Raw genomic sequence first — 22,214 nt, 5'->3', positions numbered from 1 at the left:
TGGCTCCTCAAGGTGATCACAATGAATCCGGAACACACGTTAAACGCAGGGTTAATGACTGTCTATTTTGCGGAATATATCCCAGTTACTCAAGGATATTTCGTGTGATTGCATAGAGCTCTGCGTCAGGAAAAGTTATGCTTTACCCCTCCTTTTTACGTTAGAAAGCATCATGCACAAAATCGTTTACGTTGAAGATGAACCGGAAGTGGGCTCGCTGATTGCCGCTTACCTTGGACGACATGATATTGAAGTGATTGTGGAGACGCGCGGCGATCGGGCGGAAGCCACTATTGTCGAGCAGCAGCCCGACCTGGTCATGCTGGATATCATGCTGCCAGGCAAAGACGGTATGTCAATCTGTCGTGACTTACGCGCGAACTGGCAGGGACCGATTGTCCTGCTCACGTCTCTCGACAGCGACATGAACCATATCCTGGCGCTGGAGATGGGCGCCCAGGATTATATCCTGAAAACGGCGCCCCCTGCGGTGTTGCTGGCCCGACTGCGCCTGCATCTGCGCCAGTCCCAGCAGGGCCAGAGCGAAGAAGCCCCGGCGCCAGCGAAAAACAATCGCATGTTACGCTTTGGCTCTCTGACGATTGATGCGCTCAATCGTCAGGTCGTGCTGTTTGACGAAAACATTGCCCTGTCTACGGCAGATTTCGATTTGCTCTGGGTGCTGGCGAGCCATGCCGGGCAAATTCTGAACCGTGACGCGCTGCTAAAAACGCTGCGCGGCGTCAGCTACGACGGGATGGATCGCAGCATTGACGTAGCGATTTCTCGCCTGCGCAAAAAGCTGCACGACAGCGCCACCGAGCCATTTCGTATTAAAACCATCCGTAATAAAGGCTATCTGTTTGCGCCACAGGCCTGGGACACGCGTTCGGTATGAAAAAACTTTTTATTCAGTTCTACCTGCTGCTGTTTGTCTGTTTCCTGGTGATGTCACTAATGGTCGGGCTGGTTTACAAATTTACCGCCGAGCGTGCCGGTCGCCAGTCAATGAACGACCTGATGGCCAGTTCGCTCTATCTGATCCGCAGCGAACTGCGTGAGATCCCGCCACGGGACTGGAATAAGACGATTAAGAGTCTCGATCTCGGCTTGTCGTTTGAGCTGCATATTGAACCAATGAGTAAGTTTGAACTGGATGAAAATGAACTGCGCCGGCTGCGCGCAGGCGAAATCGTGGCGCTGGATGATAAATACACTTTCCTGCAGCACATTCCGCGCAGCCACTACGTTCTGACCGTTGGGCCAATCCCTTACCTGTTTTATCTGCATCAGATGCGCCTGCTGGATATGGCCCTGGTGGTGTTTATCGGGATGTCGCTGGGGTTGCCGGTTTTTATCTGGCTGCGTCCGCACTGGAAAGAGATGCTGCGGCTGGAGCACGCGGCTCAGCGTTTTGGTCAGGGACAGCTTGATGTCCGCACGCACTTCGACAGCACCTCTAGCCTGTTCAGGGTCGGCGTGGCTTTTAACCAAATGGCGGAAAACATTAATACGCTGGTCGCCAGTAAAAAACAGCTGATTGACGGCATCGCCCACGAACTGCGAACGCCGCTGGTACGTTTACGCTATCGTCTGGAGATGAGCGACAATCTGACCGAAGCGGAGTCAGCGGCATTGAACCGCGATGTCAGCCAGTTAGAAAGCCTGATTGAAGAGCTGCTGACCTATGCCCGTCTCGACCGACCCCGCGTCGATCTTAATTTGCAGTCGCTGGATCTGGCGAACTGGTTACGTGAGCGCATGGAAGATTTCCGGGCGATAAACCCGGAGACACAGATCGATCTCGATTTACCCCAGCGTGAAAACTACGGGATTTCAGATACCCGACTGATGGAGCGCGTACTGGATAACCTGGTCAATAACGCGCTGCGTTATGCCGGTCAGCGCCTGCGGGTCAGCCTGTGGTTTGATGGTGCGCTGGGAAACCTGCAGGTCGAAGATGATGGCCCGGGCATTCCCCTTGATGAACGTGAACGCGTATTTGAACCTTTTGTACGACTCGACCCAAGCCGTGACCGCGCCACCGGGGGCTGTGGGCTTGGCCTTGCCATCGTTCACTCTATTGCCCATGCATTAAGTGGCCGGGTTTCTATTGAAACCAGCCCGCTAGGCGGGGCCAGCGTTCGCTTTTGCTGGCCGCTGGATCTTCCCTTTCGGGAACTGCCCCGACGTTAACTCATTCAGGAGCATTAATGTGACTTCAGCTTATCAACAACTTTGTGCCACTTTTCAGCGCCTGTCGCGTTTCAGCCACGTCAGCGCCATTGCCGGATGGGATATGCAGACCACGATGCCACCAGGCGGCAGTGCTGCGCGGGGTGAAGCGCTGGCGGAGATGAGTGTTTTGCAGCACCAGATCCTGACAGACAAGCGCCTGGGTGACTGGCTTGAGCAGGCAGAACAGCAATCTCTCAATGATGTAGAGCGCGCCAACCTGCTCGAGATGCGTCGCGCCTGGACCCAGGCGACCTTACTGCCTGCCGAACTGGTCGAAGCAAAATCCATTGCGGGTTCGCGCTGTGAACATGCCTGGCGCAGCCAGCGTCCCGCCAATGACTGGCAGGGCTTTGCCACAAATTTGAAAGAGGTGGTGCGCTTAAGTCGTGAGGAAGCGCAACTGCGCGCGCACGCCAATGGCTGTTCCCGGTACGATGCCCTGCTCGATGTTTTTGAGCCGGGGATGACCAGCGCCCGACTGGATGAGACGTTTGGACAGTTAAAAACCTGGCTACCGGCGCTGTTGCAACAGGTGGTAGAAAAACAGGCGCAAGAACCCAAGTTAACCCCTCAGGGGCCATTCCCCATTGAGGCGCAGCGCGAGCTGGGGCTGAGCATTATGGCCGAGCTGGGCTTTGACTTTAACCATGGTCGGCTGGATATCAGTGCGCATCCTTTCTGCGGCGGCGTCCCCGACGATGTGCGCATCACCACCCGTTACAATCAGGATGAATTTCTGAGTGCCATGATGGGCGTGATCCATGAAACCGGCCATGCCCGTTACGAGCAAAACCTGCCCAAACAGTGGCGGGGCCAGCCGGTGGCACTGGCGCGCTCCACCGCCATTCATGAATCACAAAGTCTGTTTATGGAAATGCAGTTGGGCCGCAGCGCGCAGTTCCTGCAACGCATCCTGCCGCAGGTGATCGCTAAGATGGGGGCGCAACCGGCACTGCAGGCTGATAACTTTGTGCGTTTAGCTCAGCAGGTAAAACCCGGATTGATTCGCGTGGATGCCGACGAGCTGAGCTATCCGGCCCACGTGATTCTGCGTTATGAAATTGAACGTGCGCTCATCGAAGGTGAGATTGAGGTCGAGGATATCCCCGCACTCTGGGATGAGAAAATGCAGCAGTCTCTGGGCATCGATACGCGCGGGAATTACCGCAACGGCTGCATGCAGGATATTCACTGGACCGATGGCGCGTTCGGCTATTTCCCGACCTATACGTTGGGCGCGATGTACGCGGCTCAGTTGTTCCAGGCTTTGCAAAAAGCGATTCCACAGTCGGCAGAGCTGATTTTGCATGGCGAACTGCAGCCCGTTTTTGACTGGCTACAACAGAATATCTGGCAACACGGCAGCCGTTTCTCTACCGATCAGCTGATGCTTAATGCCACGGGAGAGGCGCTGAACCCGGACTATTTCCGCAAACACCTTGAGCAGCGTTACCTGAACAGTTAAGGTAGCAGGCGGTCTGAAGGCCGCCTTTCACTTCCCCCCGCCCACTTTGTACAATCGGTTACACGGCGATACCAATGACCCACGGACGCGCCTGTTATTTTCTCATATAGTCATTTCACCGGCCCCGCAGTGGGCTACACATGAAAAAATAGTCCGAGGGTTTTGCAATGAAAAAATTATTTGCACTGGTAATCGCCGCTGCCATGGGTCTGTCTTCAGTTGCTTTCGCTGCCGAGACAACTGCTGCTCCAGCCGCTGCTGCTACCACTACTACTACCGCTGCACCTGCTAAGACCGAACACAAAGCTGCCGCTCACAAGAAGCACCATAAAGCTGCACAGAAAGCTCAGGCTGCTAAGAAAAAAGCAGTGAAGAAAGACACCGCGCAGAAAGCTCAGGCGGCTAAAAAGAAAGTCGCTAAGAAAGATACCGCTCAGAAAGCGCAGGCCGCTAAAAAGCATCACAAAGCTAAACCAGCCCAGAAAGCCCAGGCTGCTAAGAAACACCACAAAGCTAAACCAGCCCAGAAAGCTCAGGCTGCTAAAAAACACCACAAAGCTAAAGCAGCCCAGAAAGCCCAGGCCGCTAAAAAACACCACAAAGCTAAACCAGCTCAGAAAGCCCAGGCTGCTAAAAAGCACCACAAAAAAGCCGCTAAAAAATAAGGTCACCCTTTAGGGTTCCGAGTAAGCGTTAATAATTAAAACACCCGGTTCTGCCGGGTGTTTCTTTACTGGAGTGGCTAATATGGTCCGTCGCTATCGCTTCGAAATTATTCTGATTGTGATGATCTTATGTGGCGTTATCGCGGCCAGTTTTTTTATTTAGTCGCTGTCGCGTACTGATTAACTGAAAAGACTCCCTTTTTTACCGCTCACTGACTATAGTTATGTCACTTCAGTAATAACAAAAACGTTTTCTTTTTCTCGCTATTGAGAGTTCTATGCGCCTGGCTACCCTGTTAATCGTTGGACTTTTCAGTTTCACCGCCGTTGTTCATGCCGATGATAATGATGATTCACCGACGCCTGCCGAAATAAAAATGCTGTTTTTTGGTAAGGATCATCGTCAGGCGATTACCGACGTCAGCGACGCGCCCTGGGATGCGATAGGTCAACTGGAAACCGAAAGTGGTAACCTGTGCACCGCAACGCTTATTTCACCACACCTGGCACTGACCGCAGGCCACTGTTTACTGACGCCACCGGGCAAGTTCGATAAACCGGTCGCGCTGCGCTTTATGTCGACCAAAAAAGGCTGGCGCTACGAGATCCACGACATTGATGCCCGCGTTGAACCTTCTCTGGTCCACAGGCTAAAAGCTGATGGCGAAGGATGGATCGTCCCCAGCAGCGCAGCACCGTTCGACTATGGTCTGGTTATTTTACGCAATCCCCCTTCTGCCATTACGCCGATTCCGCTGTTTGATGGTTCACGCAGTGATTTAACGGACGCGCTTAAAGAAGCCGGACGTAAAGTGACTCAGGCTGGCTACCCTGCCGATCATCTTGACAGCTTGTATTCACACAGCGACTGCCTGATCACCGGCTGGGCGCAGCGCGCCGTGTTATCGCACCAGTGTGATACGCTGCCGGGTGACAGCGGTTCGCCGCTACTGTTGAAAGGCGATAAAGGCTGGCAGCTGATTGCCGTGCAGAGTTCGGCACCTGCCGCAAAAGATCGCTATCTTGCGGATAACCGGGCGATTGCCGTGACCTCTTTTAAAGACCGGCTTGAAGCGCTGGCCCAGTAATCTGCCTGCGCACGCCGCCGCGACGGAAACATAACAAAAAAGCCCGCACCTTACCCGGATGCGGGCTTTTTTTACGCGAGCTGTCTCGGCAACTAGCCTGCGATTTGCTCCATTGCCTGCAGGATGCGTTTATCCGAAATCGGATAAGGCGTTCCCAGCTGTTGCGCAAACTGGCTGATTCGTAGCTCTTCAATCATCCAGCGGATATGCTGCACGTCCGCGTCATCCTGACGCTGCGGCGGCAATTTATTCCACCATGCCTGCCTCGCTTGCTCGACGGCCTGCACTTTGAGCATTCGGGCGCGATCGCTATGAGGATCGACCGGCAACTTCTCCAGCCGTCGCTCAATGCCGTGCAGATAACGCAGCGTATCTGCCAGATGCTGCCAGCCATTCTGGGTGACAAAACCCCGGTAAACCAGGCCGTTCATCTGCGCTTTTATATCCGCCAGTGCCAGCGCCAGCGTCATATCTACCCGCCCTTTCAGACGTTTGTTAATCGAAAATACCGCTGTCAGAATCTGCTCAACCTGCTTTGCGATCTCTACCACGGTATCATTGAGTTCGGCGCGCACTTTTTCCCTTAGCGCTTCGAACTGCGTTTGCTCCCATGCCGGGCCACCGGCTTCCGCGATTAACTTGTCAACGCCGCAGGCAATGCAGTCATCAATCAGCTCCATGACCTTGCCGTAAGGGTTAAAATACAGCCCCAGCTTGGCTTTGTTCGGCAACTTTTCATGCAGATACTTCACGGGGGACGGAATATTCAGCAACAACAGGCGGCGCTGACCGCGCCACATCATTTTCTGCTGCTCGTGCTCGCTGTCAAACAAGCGGATGCCCACGCTGTCCTTCTCGTCAACCAGAGCAGGCCAGGCTTTTACCTCATAGCTGCCGCGTTTTTGCTGGTAACTGCGCGGTAAATCGCCAAAGCTCCAGAGGTGCAAACCGCTCTGCTCCAGGCCATCGTCCGCCACGTTAGAGAGCGTTTCCTGCACCTTTCCTTTTAACAGGCGTTTCAGCCCAGCAAGATCTTTGCCTTCCTGAAGTTTGCGGTTGTGCTCATCGACAACCCGAAACGTCATTTTCAGATGATCGGGCACCTGTTCCCACTGCCAGTTGTCTCGCTCCAGCGTCACGCCGGTCATGCGGCGGAATTCCCGCGACAGCGCATCCAGCAATGGCATCTCCATGGCGGTAACACGGCCCAGAAACGCCTCAGCATAGTTGGGTGCAGGCACCAGGTTGCGGCGCAGTGGCTTTGGTAACGATTTGATGAGGGCGATGATCAGCTCGCGCCGCACGCCGGGGATCTGCCATTCAAAACCCGCTTCCTCCACCTGGTTAAGCAGCGGTAAAGGTATATGGACCGTGACGCCATCGGCATCCGCACCGGGTTCAAACTGATAACTCAGCTTGAGTTTAAGGTTTCCCTGATGCCAGACGTTGGGATAGTCGAGCTGGCTGACCTTATCCGCGCCCTCTTTGATCAGCATCTGCTTATCAAAGTTCAGCAGTTCAGCATTGGTTTTGCTGGCCTGCTTCCACCACGTGTCAAAATGGCGGGCTGAAACGACATCCTTGCCCACGCGCCGATCGTAGAAAGCAAACAGCGTTTCATCATCCACGAGAATATCGCGGCGGCGCGATTTATGTTCCAGATCTTCGACTTCGCTGCGCAGTTTCTGATTGGCGCGGAAAAACGCATGACGCGTCTGCCAGTCGCCCTCAACCAGCGCATGGCGAATAAACAGCTCGCGGCTGAGCGTGGGATCGATGGTGCCGTAATTCACCTTGCGCGCAGCCACAATCGGCAAACCGTACAGGGTAACCTTTTCGCTTGCCATCACCGCGCCCTGCGATTTCTCCCAGTGAGGTTCGCTATAGCTGCGTTTGATCAGGTGCTGCGCCAGCGGCTCAATCCACTCGGGATCGATGCGCGCCGCCATGCGGCCCCACAGCCGGCTGGTTTCCACCAGTTCAGCGACCATTGTCCATTTAGGCGGCTTTTTAAACAGCCCAGAGCCGGGAAAGATAGCAAAACGGGCGTTGCGTGCGCCGGTAAACTCTTGTTTATCAGCGTCTTTCTGACCGATATGTGACAGTAAGCCGGTCAGCAAGGCACAGTGAATCTCTCTGTACTCCGCTGGCTCGCTGTTAACGGGAATGCCCAGTTCGCGCACTACCTGACGGAGCTGGGTATAGATATCCTGCCATTCGCGTACGCGCAGATAGTTTAAATAGTCTGTTTTACACTGACGGCGGAACAGGTTACCGGACAGCGCTTTCTGCTGTTCACCCAGGTAGTTCCACAGGTTCACAAACGCCACAAAATCTGACTCTTTATCCGCAAAGCGCCGGTGTTTTTCATCCGAGGCCTGCTTTTTGTCGGCGGGACGTTCGCGCGGGTCCTGAATCGATAAGCCGGCAGCGATGATCATCACTTCCCGCACGCAGCCGTACTGCTGTGCTGCCAGCACCATGCGCGCCAGGCGCGGATCGACAGGCAACTGCGCCAGCTGGCGGCCGGAGCCGGTGAGTGAGTAATGTCCGTCGTCATTGAGGGTTAATGCCCCCAGCTCCTCCAGGAGCCTTACGCCGTCCTGGATGTGACGTTTATCCGGTGCTTCCACGAACGGGAAGGCCGCGATATCGCCCAGCCCCAGCGCGGTCATCTGCAGAATAACCGAGGCCAGATTGGTGCGCAGGATTTCAGGATCGGTAAAGGCCGGACGGCTCAGGAAATCGTCTTCGGCATAGAGCCGTATGCAGATCCCTTCCGACACGCGCCCGCAACGTCCTTTACGCTGATTCGCGGAGGCCTGCGAAATCGGCTCTATCGGCAGGCGCTGCACTTTCGTGCGATAGCTGTAGCGGCTGATACGCGCCGTGCCGGGATCGATAACGTATTTGATGCCCGGTACGGTCAGCGACGTTTCGGCGACGTTGGTTGCCAGCACGATACGCCGCCCGCTGTGCGACTGAAATACCCGGTTCTGCTCGCTGTTAGACAGACGGGCATAGAGCGGCAACACTTCGGTATGGGGCAGATCGCGCTTCATCAGCGCGTCGGCGGTATCGCGAATTTCGCGCTCACCGCTCATAAAAATCAGGATGTCGCCCCGGCCTTCACGCCCCAGCTCATCGACCGCGTCGAAGATGGCCTGAAGTTGATCGCGGTCAACATCCTCCGCCTCTTCCACCACCGGACGGTAGCGCACTTCTACCGGATAGGTGCGGCCCGACACCTCAATCACCGGCGCGTTGTTGAAATGACGAGAGAAGCGCTGGGGATCGATGGTTGCTGACGTAATAATCACTTTCAGATCGGGACGACGCGGCAGTAACTCCCGCAGGTAGCCCAGCAGGAAGTCGATATTCAGGCTGCGTTCATGAGCCTCATCAATGATGATGGTGTCATACTGCATTAGCATGCGGTCCTGCTGGATTTCCGCCAGCAGAATTCCGTCTGTCATGAGTTTAATCTGGGTCGTTTCGCTGACCTGATCGTTAAACCGCACTTTGTAACCCACACAGCCACCGAGCGAAGTTTCCAGCTCGTCGGCGATGCGGTTGGCAACGGTACGTGCCGCCAGCCGACGCGGCTGAGTGTGACCAATTAAGCCGGTAATACCGCGACCCAGCGTCAGGCAAATTTTGGGCAACTGGGTGGTTTTGCCCGATCCGGTTTCACCCGCGACGATAACCACCTGGTGTTCACGAATCGCCTCTGCGATGACCTGCTGCTTCTGGCTGACTGGCAGATTTTCCGGAAACGTGATGCGCGGCGTCGCCGCAACACGTTGTGCAACGCGGCGCTCTGCAACAATGATATCCTGCTCAAGCTCGGCGGCGATGCTTTGCTGAGCGTCGGGATTTTTGATTTTTTTGGCGCCATGTAACCGACGCTGCAAGCGTTGACGGTCACGCAGCATTAACGCATCAAGCCGCGACCAGAGCGGCGTTAATGGGGATGAAACCGGAGAAGACATAGTAGTGACGTACCTTACTCAGACGGTGTGGATTCAGCGTACAGTGCTAAGATAACCCGCTGATTAACGCTAATAATTGCGCCTAGCATAGCACATTCCCTTTTACGCCGTGATGGTTGGCAAAACCGGCTTGTTCAATTAATTCGAATATAGCTCTCGAAATATTGCGCTTTCACCCTAAGGCCGATGTTTGTAAAGTGTAAACCATTGAGCGGAAAGCCTTCCGCATAACAGACAGGAAACTACTATGAGCAAAGTACTCGTTCTGAAATCAAGCATTCTTGCGGGTTATTCTCAGTCAAGCCAGCTGGCAGACTTCTATATCGAGCAGGCACAGGCTAAGGGCGACCAGATCACCGTGCGCGATCTGGCTGCTAACCCGGTTCCGGTGCTGGACGGTGAGTTAGTTGGCGCACTGCGCCCTTCTGATGCGCCACTGTCACCGCGTCAGCAGGAAGCGCTGGCACTGTCTGATGAACTGATTGCTGAGCTGCAGGCGCACGACGTTATCGTCATGGCGGCCCCAATGTACAACTTCAACATCCCGACTCAGCTGAAGAACTATTTCGACCTGATCGCGCGTGCTGGCGTGACCTTCCGTTATACCGAAGCGGGCCCGGAAGGTCTGGTGAAAGGTAAACGTGCGGTGATTCTGTCGAGCCGTGGTGGCATTCATAAAGACAGCCCTTCTGACCTGCTGACCCCTTACGTCAAGCTGTTCCTGGGCTTTATCGGCATCACCGACGTTGAGTTCGTGTTGGCTGAAGGCATCGCTTACGGCCCGGAAGTAGCCACGAAAGCAACCAGCGAAGCCAAAGACGCGATTAAGCAGATTGCTACTGCGTGATAATGCTGTTTGACGCGGAACCGGGCATCAGCCCGGTTTTTTTATGCCTGCATCGCCCTGCTCAATAGGGCTATTTCTGCAACCACTGCCCGTTAATGCCCTGAACGTATTCCCCCGTCCCCGCCCGCGTGACCAGCTTTTGTCCAGCGATGCGGGCCACCTCATCGGTTTTCAGGTTGTTCTGCCCGGCAAGACGCTGGTACTCTGCGCGCCGTCCGTCATTGATGCGTTTAACCAGTGCGAGGGTTTCGCTGTCGTCTGATCGAGGGGCAATATAACCGGACAGGGTTTCGCCGACCCGGCCCGACTGACGGGCCTCATCAAGCGTCAGAGCCCAGGCCGGCTGGCTCATCGTCGTCGCCAGTAAAAGTGCAAGACCAATGCGTTTCATGCTGGCTCTCCTCAGAACAGGCCGCTCTGGTTTTTCAGTAAGGCTTCGACATCCTTGTCCACTTTAATGTGGATCTCATGCTCAATTTTCACATTCATATTAATGGTAATGGGGTCTTTTGGCGCGGCCACTTCGATGCGTGGCACACAACCCATCAGCGGTAGCCAGGCTACCATCAGCAGTAAGGCCCTGAGGCTCATGGTGATTGATCCTTTTTTGACGGCAAGGTGGCATTTTGCTCCACCCAGGATTGCAAATTATCGCCAAAGCGCAGGCTGCGCCACAGCTGGAACAGGTTTTCCTGATGACGATAATTTAAATTAACGGTCTGATTACGATTACTGAAGCGGCTGGTGCCTTTTACCTGGGCTTCCATCGTCAGCTCCCCGAGATTGTCCAGATTAAGCGTGGCCCATGACCGCGAAATCTCCATGTAGCGCAGCCAGTCCATCGCCGCACCGGCGGCGACATTGTTGCGGGTAATGGCATCGGCCATATCTTTATCCATACGGAAAGTCAGCGGCCCGCTGTTGGCAATCCAGCCATTTTCAATAATCCAGTGGGGATTACTGATCCACAGCGGTAACTCGCCATTCACGTTTCCAGACATGGCAAACTGTTTGGGTTTAATGGCGCTGACGAGCTTGCTGAGGCTGATGTCACGGAGCGAAACGCGCGCCGGGCTGTGCTGAGGCAGGCGCAGGGATGGCAGGGTAATGTGTCCGCCCAGCAGATCCAGACTGACATCCTGTAACCACAGCGGATCGTTTTCACGCCATGGATAAGCGCCCTGCAGGTCGGCCCGAATGTTCTGCATCGCAAACTGATTTTTAATCTCGGCGATACGTAACGAAACCGGCCCGCGTAACCCGAAATGCCACTGTTGATTTTGCAGTCGGAATGGCAGCGAAAAATCCACCCCGTTGACCTGGCTGTCCGGCGTCCAGACGCTGCCGTTTTTCACCGTCCAGTGACCGCCAGCCTGAAAGCCCTGTCTGGCGGCGGCAGAAAAAGCCACCTGAGCGCGTAACTCACCTGACTGAATCTTCATTTTAAGTTCAGGGCTGAGGAGCGGCTGGAATACCGTCAGCGACTGCGTTGGCCACCAGGCCTGTCCGCGTAAACGCTCGCCGTCCCATCGACCGTTAACACGTACCGGCCCCACCTTGCCCGCTTTAAGCTGTCCGCCCCAGACGAAATGCCCCGGATCGCTGCCCGTCGCACCGAAGTCCAGCGTTGAGGCCGCCAGCCTGCCCCCGTAGCTGAAGCGCGTTTCTCCTGCCTGCATCTGGAATTGGCCGGTAAATGACGGGTGGTGCGCATCACGCTGCCAGTTCACCGGCGCCGTTAGCGTTAAGCGCGGCTTCTCTACCTGAACGCTGCCGTATTCCAGCTGATTGAAACCTGTAGACAGGCTATCCAGATGAATCAGCGTATCACGCCAGCCGCCCGTGCCATTGACGTCCCACTTTGCCTGTAAGGGACGCATTTCTCCCTCGCCCCAGTAACGCCAGTTCCAGACGCCTGAATCCGGCCAGAAGTTATGCGCGCCGCCATCCAGGTGCAGCGCAAAGCGGCCAAAGCTGGGATCGTGAGCGCGGAGAATGGCCTGCAGGCGTCCGGAGATGCCTTGCGAAGATAAGCGCACGCCGGCCAGCGGCCAGCGCGCTTCATCGACTTCCAGCGTGGAGAGCAAACGCCCGCGCAGGCGCAAAAGTGCTTTCGGTTTTATCGTCAATTGCGGATTGAGCAACGAGCCGTTCAGCTCGCCGGGAATGCTGCCGTAAAGCTGCATCGCCGCGAATTTGCTTTCGCCCGTCAGCTGCAAAGGCAGCTGGCTTTGCGTAAGGCTGAGGTGGCCCGGCCCCATCCCCAGCACCACGTTACCTTTACCGCCCCGGCCCTGCGTGAGCATATTGAGACGACCGACGATTTGGGTCGCCTCCAGCCCGTCCTGCCAGTTATTCAGCGTCAGATTGACGAAACCCGACAGCGGCTGCGAGGCCAGTGGCCAGTAATATTCACCTTTTTCGATATCAATACGGGTTCGGCTGGCCTGCCAGGGAAGATGGAGTAAAGGACGATCGCTGCCCCCCGTGGTGACATTAAGTAGACCGCGTTGATGCGCCCAGCTGAGCGCAGCGTCCACGGGTTGCGGGAATGCCGCCAGCGCCAGCGTGCCGGTAATTTCACCGTTCACCGGCAAGCCGTTGGCATATTTGGGCAGTTCGAAGTGGCCATTGAGGCTGAGCGGTTCGGGTAAAGCGGGATGCGTCACCGTCAGTTGACTGATATTGAGCTGCTGTCCTTGTAATGTGGCGTCGAGCTGCAGGTTATCACCGCGGTAGTGTAACTGCTGGCGCGATTTATCCAGCGTCAGATCCAGCCCGCCAGCATAATCCTGCCAGGGGGAAACGGTCAGTTTACCAATATGAATGTCGGCGCCCGGCAACATCGCCTGCCACTGGGCCAGAGTTTTGGGCGCGGCCGTATCGTTTTGCGTTTCAGGTAGCTGTTGCAGACATTCACTTTCCAGCGTGACCTGATCCGCATTGAGCGCCCAGCGCGCGTGATGCCAACCCAGCGCGGCGTTTTTGACACTCGCCAGACGACAGTCATCCGCCAGGTAATGGATGTTGGGAAACAGCACCTGCGCGTTCCGCCAGCGTGGCGCGCCCTCCAGCTCGACGCGCGTACCTGCAGGCAGCCAAATCCCCACCAGGCGCGGCAGCCACTGTGTGATCGTCAGTAGTAATCCCAGCAGCAATAAAATCAGCGCCAGAACAGCGGCGAGACGTCGACGGAAAATCCGCGGCATGAAAACAAGCATCCTTTTTTTCTCACTATCCTGAGAATAATGATGGCACGTAACGTCCGGAAGGTGAAGGTTTCACCGCGAAAGGTAAACAGCGACCAGCAAAAAGCAACAGAAAACGTTATTCTTGTTGCATTCCCTTTTCAGGAGCACAACGATGAAAATCGCCGTATACAGTACTAAACACTATGACCAGAAGTACCTTGAACAGGTCAACCAACAGTATGGTTTCGAACTGGTCTTTTTTGATTTTTTACTCAGCGAAAGCACGGCGAAGACGGCGGTAGACTGCGATGCGGTATGTATCTTTGTGAATGATGACGGCAGCCGCCCGGTGCTCGAAGAGCTGGCGGGGCTGGGCGTCCGCTACATTGCCCTGCGCTGTGCGGGATTTAACAATGTCGATCTCGACGCGGCAGCCGAGCTGGGGCTTCAGGTCGTCCGCGTGCCTGCCTACTCCCCGGAAGCCGTTGCCGAGCATGCCGTGGGGCTGATGATGACGCTGAACCGCCGGATTCATCGCGCTTACCAGCGCACCCGCGATGCCAATTTTTCGCTGGACGGCCTGACCGGTTTTAACATGCATAACAAAACGGCCGGTATCATTGGCACCGGCAAAATCGGCATCGCCACGCTGCGCATATTAAAAGGGTTCGGAATGCGTTTACTGGCGTTTGATCCTTATCCCAGCGAGCAGGCTTTAGCGCTCGGCGCGGAGTATGTCGATCTGAAAACCCTGTTTGCCGAGTCGCACGTCATCAGTCTGCACTGTCCACTGACGGCGGAGAACCATCATTTACTCAACGCACAGGCTTTTTCGCAGATGCGTGACGGCGTCATGATCATTAATACCAGTCGGGGCGGATTAATTGATTCTCAGGCTGCGATTGATGCGCTGAAGCAGCAAAAAATAGGCGCGCTGGGCATGGACGTTTATGAAAACGAGCGGGATCTGTTCTTTGAAGACAAATCTAATGATGTGATTCAGGATGATGTATTCCGCCGCCTGTCAGCCTGTCATAACGTGCTGTTTACCGGTCATCAGGCGTTTCTCACCGCCGAAGCCCTGACGGCGATTTCAGACACCACGCTGGAAAACCTCAGCCAGCTAAACCGCGGCGAAACCTGTCAGAATCGGGTTACCGCCTGACGTATCCGGCCGGTGTTATCCGGCCTGAACCCGTTAGCGTGCGCAGTTACCGCCGATTAGCGCTTGTTCGCTGCAGCGGCGGCCGTTAACTAACTGGCACATCCCGATGCGCGATCCGTCCAGCTGACTTGAGAACGCCAGTGTCCCTCCTGCATTGGCACAGTTTGCCTCTGCCATTGACGACATCACCACGTGTGGCTGAACATGGGCGGCAGTAGCTTGTTGTGGTGGCTCGTTGTCATCGCTGTTACTACTGCAGGCAGACAGTATCAACGCGGCACCAGCCAGCAGAAAAGTAGCGGCTTTCATCAATCAGACTCCGGGAAGGTGAGTTAAAGGCTTAGCAAGAATATGTCAGCCCTGACGCGGGGTCGATAGAAGAAACAGCTTTTTACAAAAAACCTCACAGCTAATTGCAAGCAGAATTATCCTGTTATCACACTGTCACGTAACTGCACTTATCTGAACATGATGATTACCGGAGAAAAACAATGTTAATGGATATGCTGATTCGTATCGCGCTGGCCGGCATTTTAGGCGGGCTGATTGGCCTGGAACGCCAGATGCGTGCCAAAGAAGCCGGGTTACGTACCCATATCCTGGTCGGTATCGGCAGCGCCATGTTTATGCTGGTTTCGAAATACGGTTTTGCCGACATGCTGATGAAAGATCATGTGGCGCTCGATCCCAGCCGCGTTGCGGCGCAGGTGGTAAGCGGCATGGGCTTTCTGGGTGCCGGCACCATCCTGATTCAAAAGCAGGTGGTAAAAGGCCTGACCACGGCGGCCGGACTCTGGGTTACCGCCGCTATCGGGCTGGTGATCGGGAGCGGTATGTATGAGATTGGGATTTACGGCACGGTGCTGGCACTGGTGGTGCTGGAGGTGTTCCGCCGCCTGAGCCATTTATTAATTGGTAAACATCATACGCTGATTGTTTACCTCAAAGCCAAGAGCGTGCCGCTGGTGTTACTGGTGATGCAACGTGAAGGCATCCGCTACGGCAATATTTCGGTGATTAACCGGGATGAAGAAAGCGGCCAGTGTGAATTAAGCGTGCAGGTTACCTTATCGCGCAAATCCAGCGATGCGCACCTGTATGACAAAATCATGGAAGTCAAAGGCGTGCAGTCGCTGGAAATGATGTGATCAGGGCCCGAATAAACGGGACGCTATGGGAATAAAGATGCCCTGCCGGGCGAATGATGAACCGCGCCAGCATAGAAAATGGCAGAGGCCTGACAGACCTCTGGATGGTGGCCTGACCTTTGCAGGCAGAATAGCCAGGTCTTCCTGTTTATCATTATCGCCAGACAGGGCTAACGGACCTGTCGTGACTGAATCGTTAGCCTTGAACTTTCTGCTGCACGCAGAAATTGATATTGGAAATTGAACGCGTAATCCGTACCATACGCGGCATACTTTTGTCCGCTGGCTTTTACTGCCGGCGGCAAGCCGTCATAGAGAGCCAATCAAAGGGGCGCGGCAGTGCGTAAAAGGTTTGTGCGCATTGACCCACGGGGCCAGGGCCGGGTTAACCCGCACACTGACTCTGTGAACTTCCCTTTTGATGACTGAGAAACCGCGTAATGCAACAAAATCAAGAAACGAGCAAGAAAGAGCAGTACAACCTCAACAAGCTTCAGAAGCGTTTACGCCGTAACGTTGGCGAGGCTATCGCCGATTTTAATATGATTGAGGAAGGCGACCGCATTATGGTTTGCCTGTCAGGCGGCAAAGACAGCTATACCATGCTGGAAATCCTGCGTAGCCTGCAAAAAAGCGCGCCGGTGTCATTCAGCCTGGTGGCGGTGAATCTTGACCAGAAACAGCCGGGATTCCCGGGACACATTCTGCCTGAATATCTTGATGCTCAGGGTGTTGAGTACAAAATCGTTGAAGAAGACACCTACTCAATCGTTAAAGATAAAATTCCCGAAGGTAAAACGACCTGCTCTCTGTGCTCACGTCTGCGTCGGGGAATTTTGTATCGCACCGCTACGGAGCTGGGCTGTACGAAAATCGCCCTTGGCCACCATCGTGATGATATTCTGCAAACGTTGTTTTTGAATATGTTCTACGGTGGCAAGATGAAAGGCATGCCGCCCAAGCTGATGAGTGACGATGGTAAACACATCGTGATCCGTCCTCTGGCTTACTGCCGCGAGAAAGATATTATTCGTTTCTCAGAAGCCCGTCAGTTTCCGATTATCCCGTGCAACCTGTGTGGTTCTCAGCCGAATCTGCAACGTCAGGTCGTCGCAGACATGTTGCGCGACTGGGATAAACGTTATCCTGGCCGTATTGAAACCATGTTCAGCGCCATGCAAAACGTCGTGCCCTCTCACATGGCAGATATCAACCTCTTTGATTTTAAAGGTATTCAACACGGCGATGCCGTGGTCGATGGCGGCGATCTGGCCTTTGATCGCGAAACGCTGCCGGTCACACCGGTTGGCTGGCGCGCCGAGGAAGAAGAAACGCCTGACCTCAGCGAACGTCTTAACGTGCTGGAAATTAAGTAACGCTTATCTGTTCGTTGAAAGTAAAGGGCACGCGTCAACTCGCGTGCCCTTTTTTTATACGTTGCGGTGAGGGGGCGGATCCATTACCGGCGGAAACTCCGGTTCCGGTGGCGGATCGGGCTGCGGCTGCGGAATGGGGGGCGGATCCGTTGGAATGGGCTCGCTGTTGTGAATCGCCATCATGCCGTTCTCCTCTTATGCGAATGGATTTTAAGCTTAGGAAAGAATTGACATCTCAGCCAGCGGGCAAAAAAAAGCCGGCTAGTTAGCCGGCGTATTTCGAATTAAATATGCTATGCAATAATTCAAAAAAGGAAGTAAGACAATATGGAGCGCAACGCCCATCGCTTGACGTTGCATTCACCTGCGAGAGAGATTTTGCGCGGTTTGCGTCTGGCAGATATTGATGTCGATCAGCTTTAGTCCTGTTAATGGAATTTTCCTGACTGACGCCCTGCTCCTCTCCCATGCCTTACAGCCAGCGTCGCTTGCGCAGATAACCAGCCACGCCTAACGCCAGTACCACGAGTAAAAGACAAAAGACGCTAAAGCCATAGCGCCATGCGCCGCCGGGGATCCCGCCCAGATTGACGCCAAACAGGCCAGTCAAAAAGGTCGCTGGCAGAAAGATCATGGCCATAAGCGACATCGTGTAGGTTCGGCGGTTCATGGATTCCGCCATGACCGAGGCCACTTCGTCTGCCAGCACGGCGGTTCTGGCTACGCCGGCGTCCAGATCGTCCAGGCCGCGGCCCAGTCTGTCAGCAATTTCCTGCATACGGCGGCGCTCGCTGTCGTCCATCCACGGCAATTTTTCACTCGCCAGGCGCGAGAAGACATCGCGCTGCGGTGCCATATAACGGCGCATTACGATCAGCTGTTTGCGTAACAGTCCCAGCTCACCCCGCGGCGGAATACGTTGATCAAGTAAGGCATCTTCCAGCTCAATGATTTTATCGTGTAGGTCTTCGATAAATTCGCTGGTGTGCCCGGTTAAGGCATCGCAGACTTCAACCAGCCAGCTGCCACAGTTCACCGGACCGTTGCCGTTTTCGAGATCGGTCAGCACTTCATCCACGGCAAACACTTTGCGTCGGCGGGTGGAGACAATGAGCTGATCGTTAATGAACACCCGCATTGCCACCAGCTGGTCAGGACGTGCATCGCTGTTATGGTTGACGCTGCGCAGGACAATCATAAAACCGTCCCCCAGCCGGGAAACACGGGGACGCATGCTTTCACCAGCCAGCGCATCGCGCACGGCATCCGGAATTTGAGGCGTAGACTGCAGCCATTCGGCGCTACGAGGATGGGTATAATTAAGATGCAACCAGCAGGGATGCTCGTCTTGCAGCACCTGTGTTTCATCAATGGGGATCATGCCACCCTTGCCATCCAACTGGCAGGAAATAATGGCATCTGTCACCTGAAGCGCTTTTCCTTTTACACCGTCCACACCGTTACCCCGCTATCAAAATCAATACGATACAGTCTAGCGTGGCGCTGTTGAGTTGCAATCCTGAGCCTGTGTACAAAGATGTCAAAAGACGGCCTGATGTCAGGCCGCTGTGACTTAGTGTTTCTCAATCCACAATTCCCGGCTGTAGGCAACGTCTTCGGGGTTAGTAATCGGGTAACCTTTGACCCACGGCTTAATGAGCCGGCCATTGGTGTACTGATAAAGGGGCGCGATTGGGACCTGGTCAGCGATAATCTGCTCTGCCCGGTTATAATCCGCATTGCGCGCCTTATCGCTGGTTTCCATACTTGCCTTGGCAATGACGGCATCGTATTCGGCATTACTGAAGCGCGGAATGTTGCTGCTGTTGCCTGAGGTGAGCAGATTCAGGAACGTCGAGGGTTCGTTGTAATCCCCTACCCAGGAGGCGCGGATAACGTCAAAGTTCCCACTGTTTCGGCTGTCTATATAGGTTTTCCACTCCTGGTTTTCCAGTTTCACATCCACACCAAGGTTTTTCTTCCACATCGACGCCACCGCAATCGCGATTTTCTGATGGCTTTCAGAAGTGTTGTACAGCAACGTCAGCTTTAACGGCTTAGCGGGGCTGTAACCTGCGGCTGCCAACAGGGCTCTGGCCTGCGCATCCATCTCTTTTTGATTGTGCTGTTGCTGTAGGGCGGGCAGCGGTGTGAACCCGGCCGTGACGTCAGGGGTAAAATGCCATGCCGGTTTTTCCCCTGTGCCCAGGACTTTTTCGGCGATAACGGCGCGATCGATACTCCACGACAGCGCCTTGCGCACGCGTACGTCGGCCGTTGGCCCTTTCTGGGTATTAAACGCGTAATAGTAGGTGCCGAGCTGATCCGGCGTATAAACCTGGCCGGGCAGCGTTTTCTTCAGCAGCGCGTACATGTTTTTGGGGAAAGATTCGGTGATATCCACATCGTTAGCGCGGTAGCGCTTAGTTGCGCTCGATTCTTCGTTGATGGGCACAAAGGTCACTTTGGTTAAAACGGAGTGGGCGTTGTCCCAGTAATGGGGATTGCGCACCAGAACGATTTTTTCATTCACGACGCGTTGGCTGAGTTGATAAGCCCCATTGCCCACCAGTTTGCCCGGCTGGGTCCAGTCTGCACCTGCGTTTTCAACCACGCCCTGCGGTACTGGATAAAACGCGACGTTAGAGAGCATCGCAGGAAACCAGGGAACCGGACGGGTCAGCGTAATCTTCAGGCGATTCTTGTCCAGGGCGGTGACGCCCAGCTTATCCGGTGTCATTTCGCCTTTGGTAATCGCGCCCGCGTTGCTCATGCCGCTCAGTGCGATAAAGGAGGCCTGAGGCGATGAGGTTTTAGGATCGACAACGCGCTGCCAGCTGTATACAAAATCCTGCGCGGTCACCGGTTTGCCATCAGACCAACGGGCATTATTACGTAAAGTAAGTATCCAGACCTTATTGTCACTGCTGCTCCAGATCTGCGCGACACCGGGCACAATTTTGCCGTGGGCATCCTGACTGGTCAGCCCTTCATACAAATCGCGCATCACCTGGATTTCAGGCAGGCCCACGGCTTTGGCCGGATCGAGGGAAGCGGGTTCATCTTTGATATGGCGGACAATCTCTTGTTTCGCGGCGAGCTGTGCACCGGCAGGAACCTCGGCGGCCAACGCGGGCACAAACGCGTTAAGCAGGCTCAGGGCCGTTAGCGTTAATGAAAAGCGGATTACCATTATCACCCCTTTGCAATAAAGACGCGCTGGATCAGCGCATTACTGACTCAGCCTGTTAACGGCCACTTTATCGCAAATTGCTGATTGATAAATAGCTATTTTCCCCGACCGGCTTTTCCGCTACTTTTAAATAAACTCAGGAGAACGTCACTATGTCATCCATTCATCCGCGACCGCTGCGCGGCAAACTGGCTATTTCCTGGCAGCAGTATGGCCGCTCTGTTCTGGGCGCCCCGCTACTCTGGTTTCCCGCCGTGCAGGCGGACGGCGACAGTGGCCTGATTCTGGCCGGCACTCACGGTGATGAAAACGCGGCGATAGCCGCCCTTTCCGCTGCGCTGCGGACCTTGCCGGAGGCACAGCGTCGGCATCATGTGGTGTTGGCGATGAACCCCGACGGCTGTCAGCTGGGCCTGCGTGCCAATGCGAATGGCGTGGATCTGAACCGAAACTTTCCGGCCGCCAACTGGCAGTCGGGCGAAACGGTTTACCGCTGGAACAGCGCGGCAGACGCGCGGGACGTTAAGCTGTCAACGGGGACACATCCGGCATCGGAGCCGGAAACCCAGGCGCTGTGCGCGCTCATTCATCAGCTTAAACCGGCCTGGGTCGTCTCGTGGCACGAGCCTCTGGCCTGCATTGATGACCCCGAACAGACAGACGTAGGCGCCTGGCTGGCGGCGCAGACCCAATTACCGCGGGTGAGCAGCGTGGGCTATGCCACGCCGGGCTCCTTTGGCAGTTGGTGCCACGACCTGAGTCTGCCCTGCGTCACTGCCGAGATGCCGGCTATCTCGGTGGACGAAGCCACAGAAACGTATCTGGAGACGATGCTTACTCTGCTGCGCTGGCAGCCGTCATTAACGCCCCGTCATGTACCTTAAGCGCCGGTTCAACATCCACGGCCAGCCACGTTGCGCCATCAAGATCGGCAAAACGCACCAGCGGCACCAGTGGCAGCGCCGCGCGAATCGCTCTTGAGGTACAGATCATACAGCCGGACATCAGCGTAAAACCCTGCTGCAGCGCAGCATGTGCCAGGGCAAGCGCTTCAGTGAGTCCGCCCGCTTTATCAAGCTTGATATTCACCATCTCATAGCGTCCACGGAGGGCAGGCAGGCTTTCCCGCGTGTGGCAGCTTTCATCGGCGCAGATCGGAAGAGGATGGATAAAGTTCGCCAGCGCCGCGTCTTCACCTGCCGGTAACGGCTGTTCCAGCATGGCCACGTCCAGATCGGCTAACAGCTGGCAACGGGCTGCCAGCCCTTCGGCATGCCAGGATTCATTCGCATCCACAAGTAATGTCGCGTCGGGAACAGCAGCGCGAATCGCCATCAGGCGCTCGGTAATAAAGTTATTGTCCATTTTGATTTTGAGCAGGGTTGCGCCATGTTGCCACAACGCCTGCGCGCTGCTGGCCATCGCTTCTGGCGTATCAATGCTCACCGTGTGTGCAGTCACAACAGACTGGGTCGGTTCCGCGCCCACTAACTGCTCCAGCGTCACATGCTGCTGGCGAGCGGCAAGGTCCCAGAGAGCACTGTCGATGGCGTTTCTTGCCGCACCGGCAGGCAACAGGCTCTGCAAGGCTTCACGCGACAGCCCTTGCTGCAGTTGAGGCATAACGGTCGCAATTTGTTCCAGCACCAGGGCTTCGCTTTCGCCGTAGCGCGTGTAAGGCGTGGCCTCGCCGATCCCTTTCACGCCCTCTTCTTCGATTTCGACGACAACGACCTTGGCTTCGGTGCGACTGCCACGAGCAATGACAAACGGCGTATGCAGCGGCCATGCTTCGGGATAACATTTTACCGTTCTCATTACCTCTCCTTTTCTCTGGGATTCATCA

At 55.2% G+C, this 22,214-nt stretch carries 20 protein-coding genes; 11 read left to right on the top strand and 9 right to left on the bottom strand.

Annotation, left to right across the window (positions count from 1 at the left end):
• Positions 1 to 172 precede the first annotated feature (172 nt).
• The 6 genes from rstA to P9J57_RS10130 all read left to right on the top strand — a co-directional run bounded on the left by rstA (position 173) and on the right by P9J57_RS10130 (position 5,456).
• Positions 173 to 898, top strand: coding sequence for a two-component system response regulator RstA (gene rstA / locus P9J57_RS10155; RefSeq protein ID WP_014593781.1), 726 nt, complete (start codon positions 173 to 175; stop codon positions 896 to 898).
• A complete protein-coding gene (rstB, locus tag P9J57_RS10150) occupies positions 895 to 2,196 on the top strand; it encodes a two-component system sensor histidine kinase RstB (protein WP_013025877.1) in 1,302 nt (433 codons plus the stop codon). The genes rstA and rstB overlap by 4 nt, the downstream gene beginning before the upstream one ends.
• A gap of 19 nt (positions 2,197 to 2,215) precedes the next feature.
• On the top strand, positions 2,216 to 3,703 hold the full coding sequence (locus tag P9J57_RS10145; RefSeq protein ID WP_022623196.1) for a carboxypeptidase M32: 1,488 nt from the start codon (positions 2,216 to 2,218) through the stop codon (positions 3,701 to 3,703).
• Positions 3,704 to 3,870: 167 nt separating this feature from the next.
• Entirely contained in the window at positions 3,871 to 4,368 is a 498-nt protein-coding gene (gene asr, locus P9J57_RS10140; RefSeq protein WP_013025879.1) for an acid resistance repetitive basic protein Asr, read from the top strand.
• Between the two features lie 82 nt (positions 4,369 to 4,450).
• On the top strand, positions 4,451 to 4,531 hold the full coding sequence (gene ydgU / locus P9J57_RS10135) for a small membrane protein YdgU (protein ID WP_013025881.1): 81 nt from the start codon (positions 4,451 to 4,453) through the stop codon (positions 4,529 to 4,531).
• A 115-nt stretch (positions 4,532 to 4,646) separates the two neighbouring features.
• Complete coding sequence (locus P9J57_RS10130) at positions 4,647 to 5,456, top strand: trypsin-like serine peptidase (protein ID WP_013025882.1); 810 nt, start codon at positions 4,647 to 4,649, stop codon at positions 5,454 to 5,456.
• Positions 5,457 to 5,548: 92 nt separating this feature from the next.
• Here the strand turns inward: P9J57_RS10130 and hrpA are convergent, their stop codons facing one another.
• On the bottom strand, positions 5,549 to 9,448 hold the full coding sequence (gene hrpA, locus P9J57_RS10125; protein ID WP_089517325.1) for an ATP-dependent RNA helicase HrpA: 3,900 nt from the start codon (positions 9,446 to 9,448) through the stop codon (positions 5,549 to 5,551).
• A gap of 247 nt (positions 9,449 to 9,695) precedes the next feature.
• On the opposite strand from hrpA, the gene azoR reads away from it, so the two are divergent.
• Positions 9,696 to 10,295 carry an FMN-dependent NADH-azoreductase gene (gene azoR / locus P9J57_RS10120; protein WP_013025884.1) on the top strand — a complete coding sequence of 200 codons (600 nt, stop codon included), beginning with the start codon at positions 9,696 to 9,698 and terminating at the stop codon, positions 10,293 to 10,295.
• 70 nt (positions 10,296 to 10,365) lie between these two features.
• Here azoR and P9J57_RS10115 read toward each other — a convergent pair whose 3' ends face one another.
• From P9J57_RS10115 to P9J57_RS10105, 3 genes are read right to left on the bottom strand one after another with little or no spacing between them, the layout of a single operon-like run.
• A complete protein-coding gene (locus tag P9J57_RS10115; RefSeq protein WP_013025885.1) occupies positions 10,366 to 10,686 on the bottom strand; it encodes a YdbL family probable chaperone protein in 321 nt (106 codons plus the stop codon).
• Between the two features lie 11 nt (positions 10,687 to 10,697).
• The gene (locus P9J57_RS10110) at positions 10,698 to 10,886 is read right to left on the bottom strand and encodes a YnbE family lipoprotein (protein WP_014605768.1); all 189 of its coding nucleotides are present in this window, start codon (positions 10,884 to 10,886) and stop codon (positions 10,698 to 10,700) included.
• Positions 10,883 to 13,516, bottom strand: coding sequence for a YdbH family protein (locus P9J57_RS10105; protein ID WP_483279495.1), 2,634 nt, complete (start codon positions 13,514 to 13,516; stop codon positions 10,883 to 10,885). The genes P9J57_RS10110 and P9J57_RS10105 overlap by 4 nt, the downstream gene beginning before the upstream one ends.
• Positions 13,517 to 13,658: 142 nt before the next feature.
• On the opposite strand from P9J57_RS10105, the gene P9J57_RS10100 reads away from it, so the two are divergent.
• On the top strand, positions 13,659 to 14,651 hold the full coding sequence (locus P9J57_RS10100; RefSeq protein ID WP_015700235.1) for a 2-hydroxyacid dehydrogenase: 993 nt from the start codon (positions 13,659 to 13,661) through the stop codon (positions 14,649 to 14,651).
• Between the two features lie 33 nt (positions 14,652 to 14,684).
• On the opposite strand, the gene P9J57_RS10095 is transcribed toward P9J57_RS10100, so the two are convergent.
• A complete protein-coding gene (locus P9J57_RS10095) occupies positions 14,685 to 14,960 on the bottom strand; it encodes a putative hemolysin (RefSeq protein ID WP_014605765.1) in 276 nt (91 codons plus the stop codon).
• A gap of 182 nt (positions 14,961 to 15,142) precedes the next feature.
• Between P9J57_RS10095 and P9J57_RS10090 the strand changes: the two genes are divergently transcribed.
• Together P9J57_RS10090 and ttcA are read left to right on the top strand one after the other, a co-directional pair.
• Positions 15,143 to 15,799, top strand: a complete 657-nt coding sequence (locus tag P9J57_RS10090) for an MgtC/SapB family protein (RefSeq protein ID WP_013025890.1) — start codon at positions 15,143 to 15,145, stop codon at positions 15,797 to 15,799.
• Positions 15,800 to 16,239: 440 nt separating this feature from the next.
• Positions 16,240 to 17,175, top strand: a complete 936-nt coding sequence (ttcA, locus tag P9J57_RS10085; RefSeq protein WP_014605764.1) for a tRNA 2-thiocytidine(32) synthetase TtcA — start codon at positions 16,240 to 16,242, stop codon at positions 17,173 to 17,175.
• Positions 17,176 to 17,229: 54 nt separating this feature from the next.
• Here ttcA and P9J57_RS10080 read toward each other — a convergent pair whose 3' ends face one another.
• The 3 genes from P9J57_RS10080 to P9J57_RS10070 form a co-directional block, all read right to left on the bottom strand.
• Entirely contained in the window at positions 17,230 to 17,358 is a 129-nt protein-coding gene (locus P9J57_RS10080; RefSeq protein ID WP_022623200.1) for a hypothetical protein, read from the bottom strand.
• Between the two features lie 289 nt (positions 17,359 to 17,647).
• Complete coding sequence (zntB, locus tag P9J57_RS10075) at positions 17,648 to 18,631, bottom strand: zinc transporter ZntB (protein WP_483279494.1); 984 nt, start codon at positions 18,629 to 18,631, stop codon at positions 17,648 to 17,650.
• A 117-nt stretch (positions 18,632 to 18,748) separates the two neighbouring features.
• A complete protein-coding gene (locus P9J57_RS10070; RefSeq protein WP_483279493.1) occupies positions 18,749 to 20,368 on the bottom strand; it encodes a peptide ABC transporter substrate-binding protein in 1,620 nt (539 codons plus the stop codon).
• 152 nt (positions 20,369 to 20,520) lie between these two features.
• On the opposite strand from P9J57_RS10070, the gene mpaA reads away from it, so the two are divergent.
• A complete protein-coding gene (gene mpaA / locus P9J57_RS10065; protein ID WP_013025894.1) occupies positions 20,521 to 21,252 on the top strand; it encodes a murein tripeptide amidase MpaA in 732 nt (243 codons plus the stop codon).
• On the opposite strand, the gene ycjG is transcribed toward mpaA, so the two are convergent.
• The gene (ycjG, locus tag P9J57_RS10060; protein ID WP_013025895.1) at positions 21,203 to 22,186 is read right to left on the bottom strand and encodes an L-Ala-D/L-Glu epimerase; all 984 of its coding nucleotides are present in this window, start codon (positions 22,184 to 22,186) and stop codon (positions 21,203 to 21,205) included. The two genes, mpaA and ycjG, sit on opposite strands and share 50 nt — an antisense overlap.
• Positions 22,187 to 22,214 lie beyond the last annotated feature (28 nt).

The organism is Pantoea sp. nfd-35, from assembly GCF_056892255.1.
This window is presented reverse-complemented; position numbering and strand designations above follow the sequence as displayed.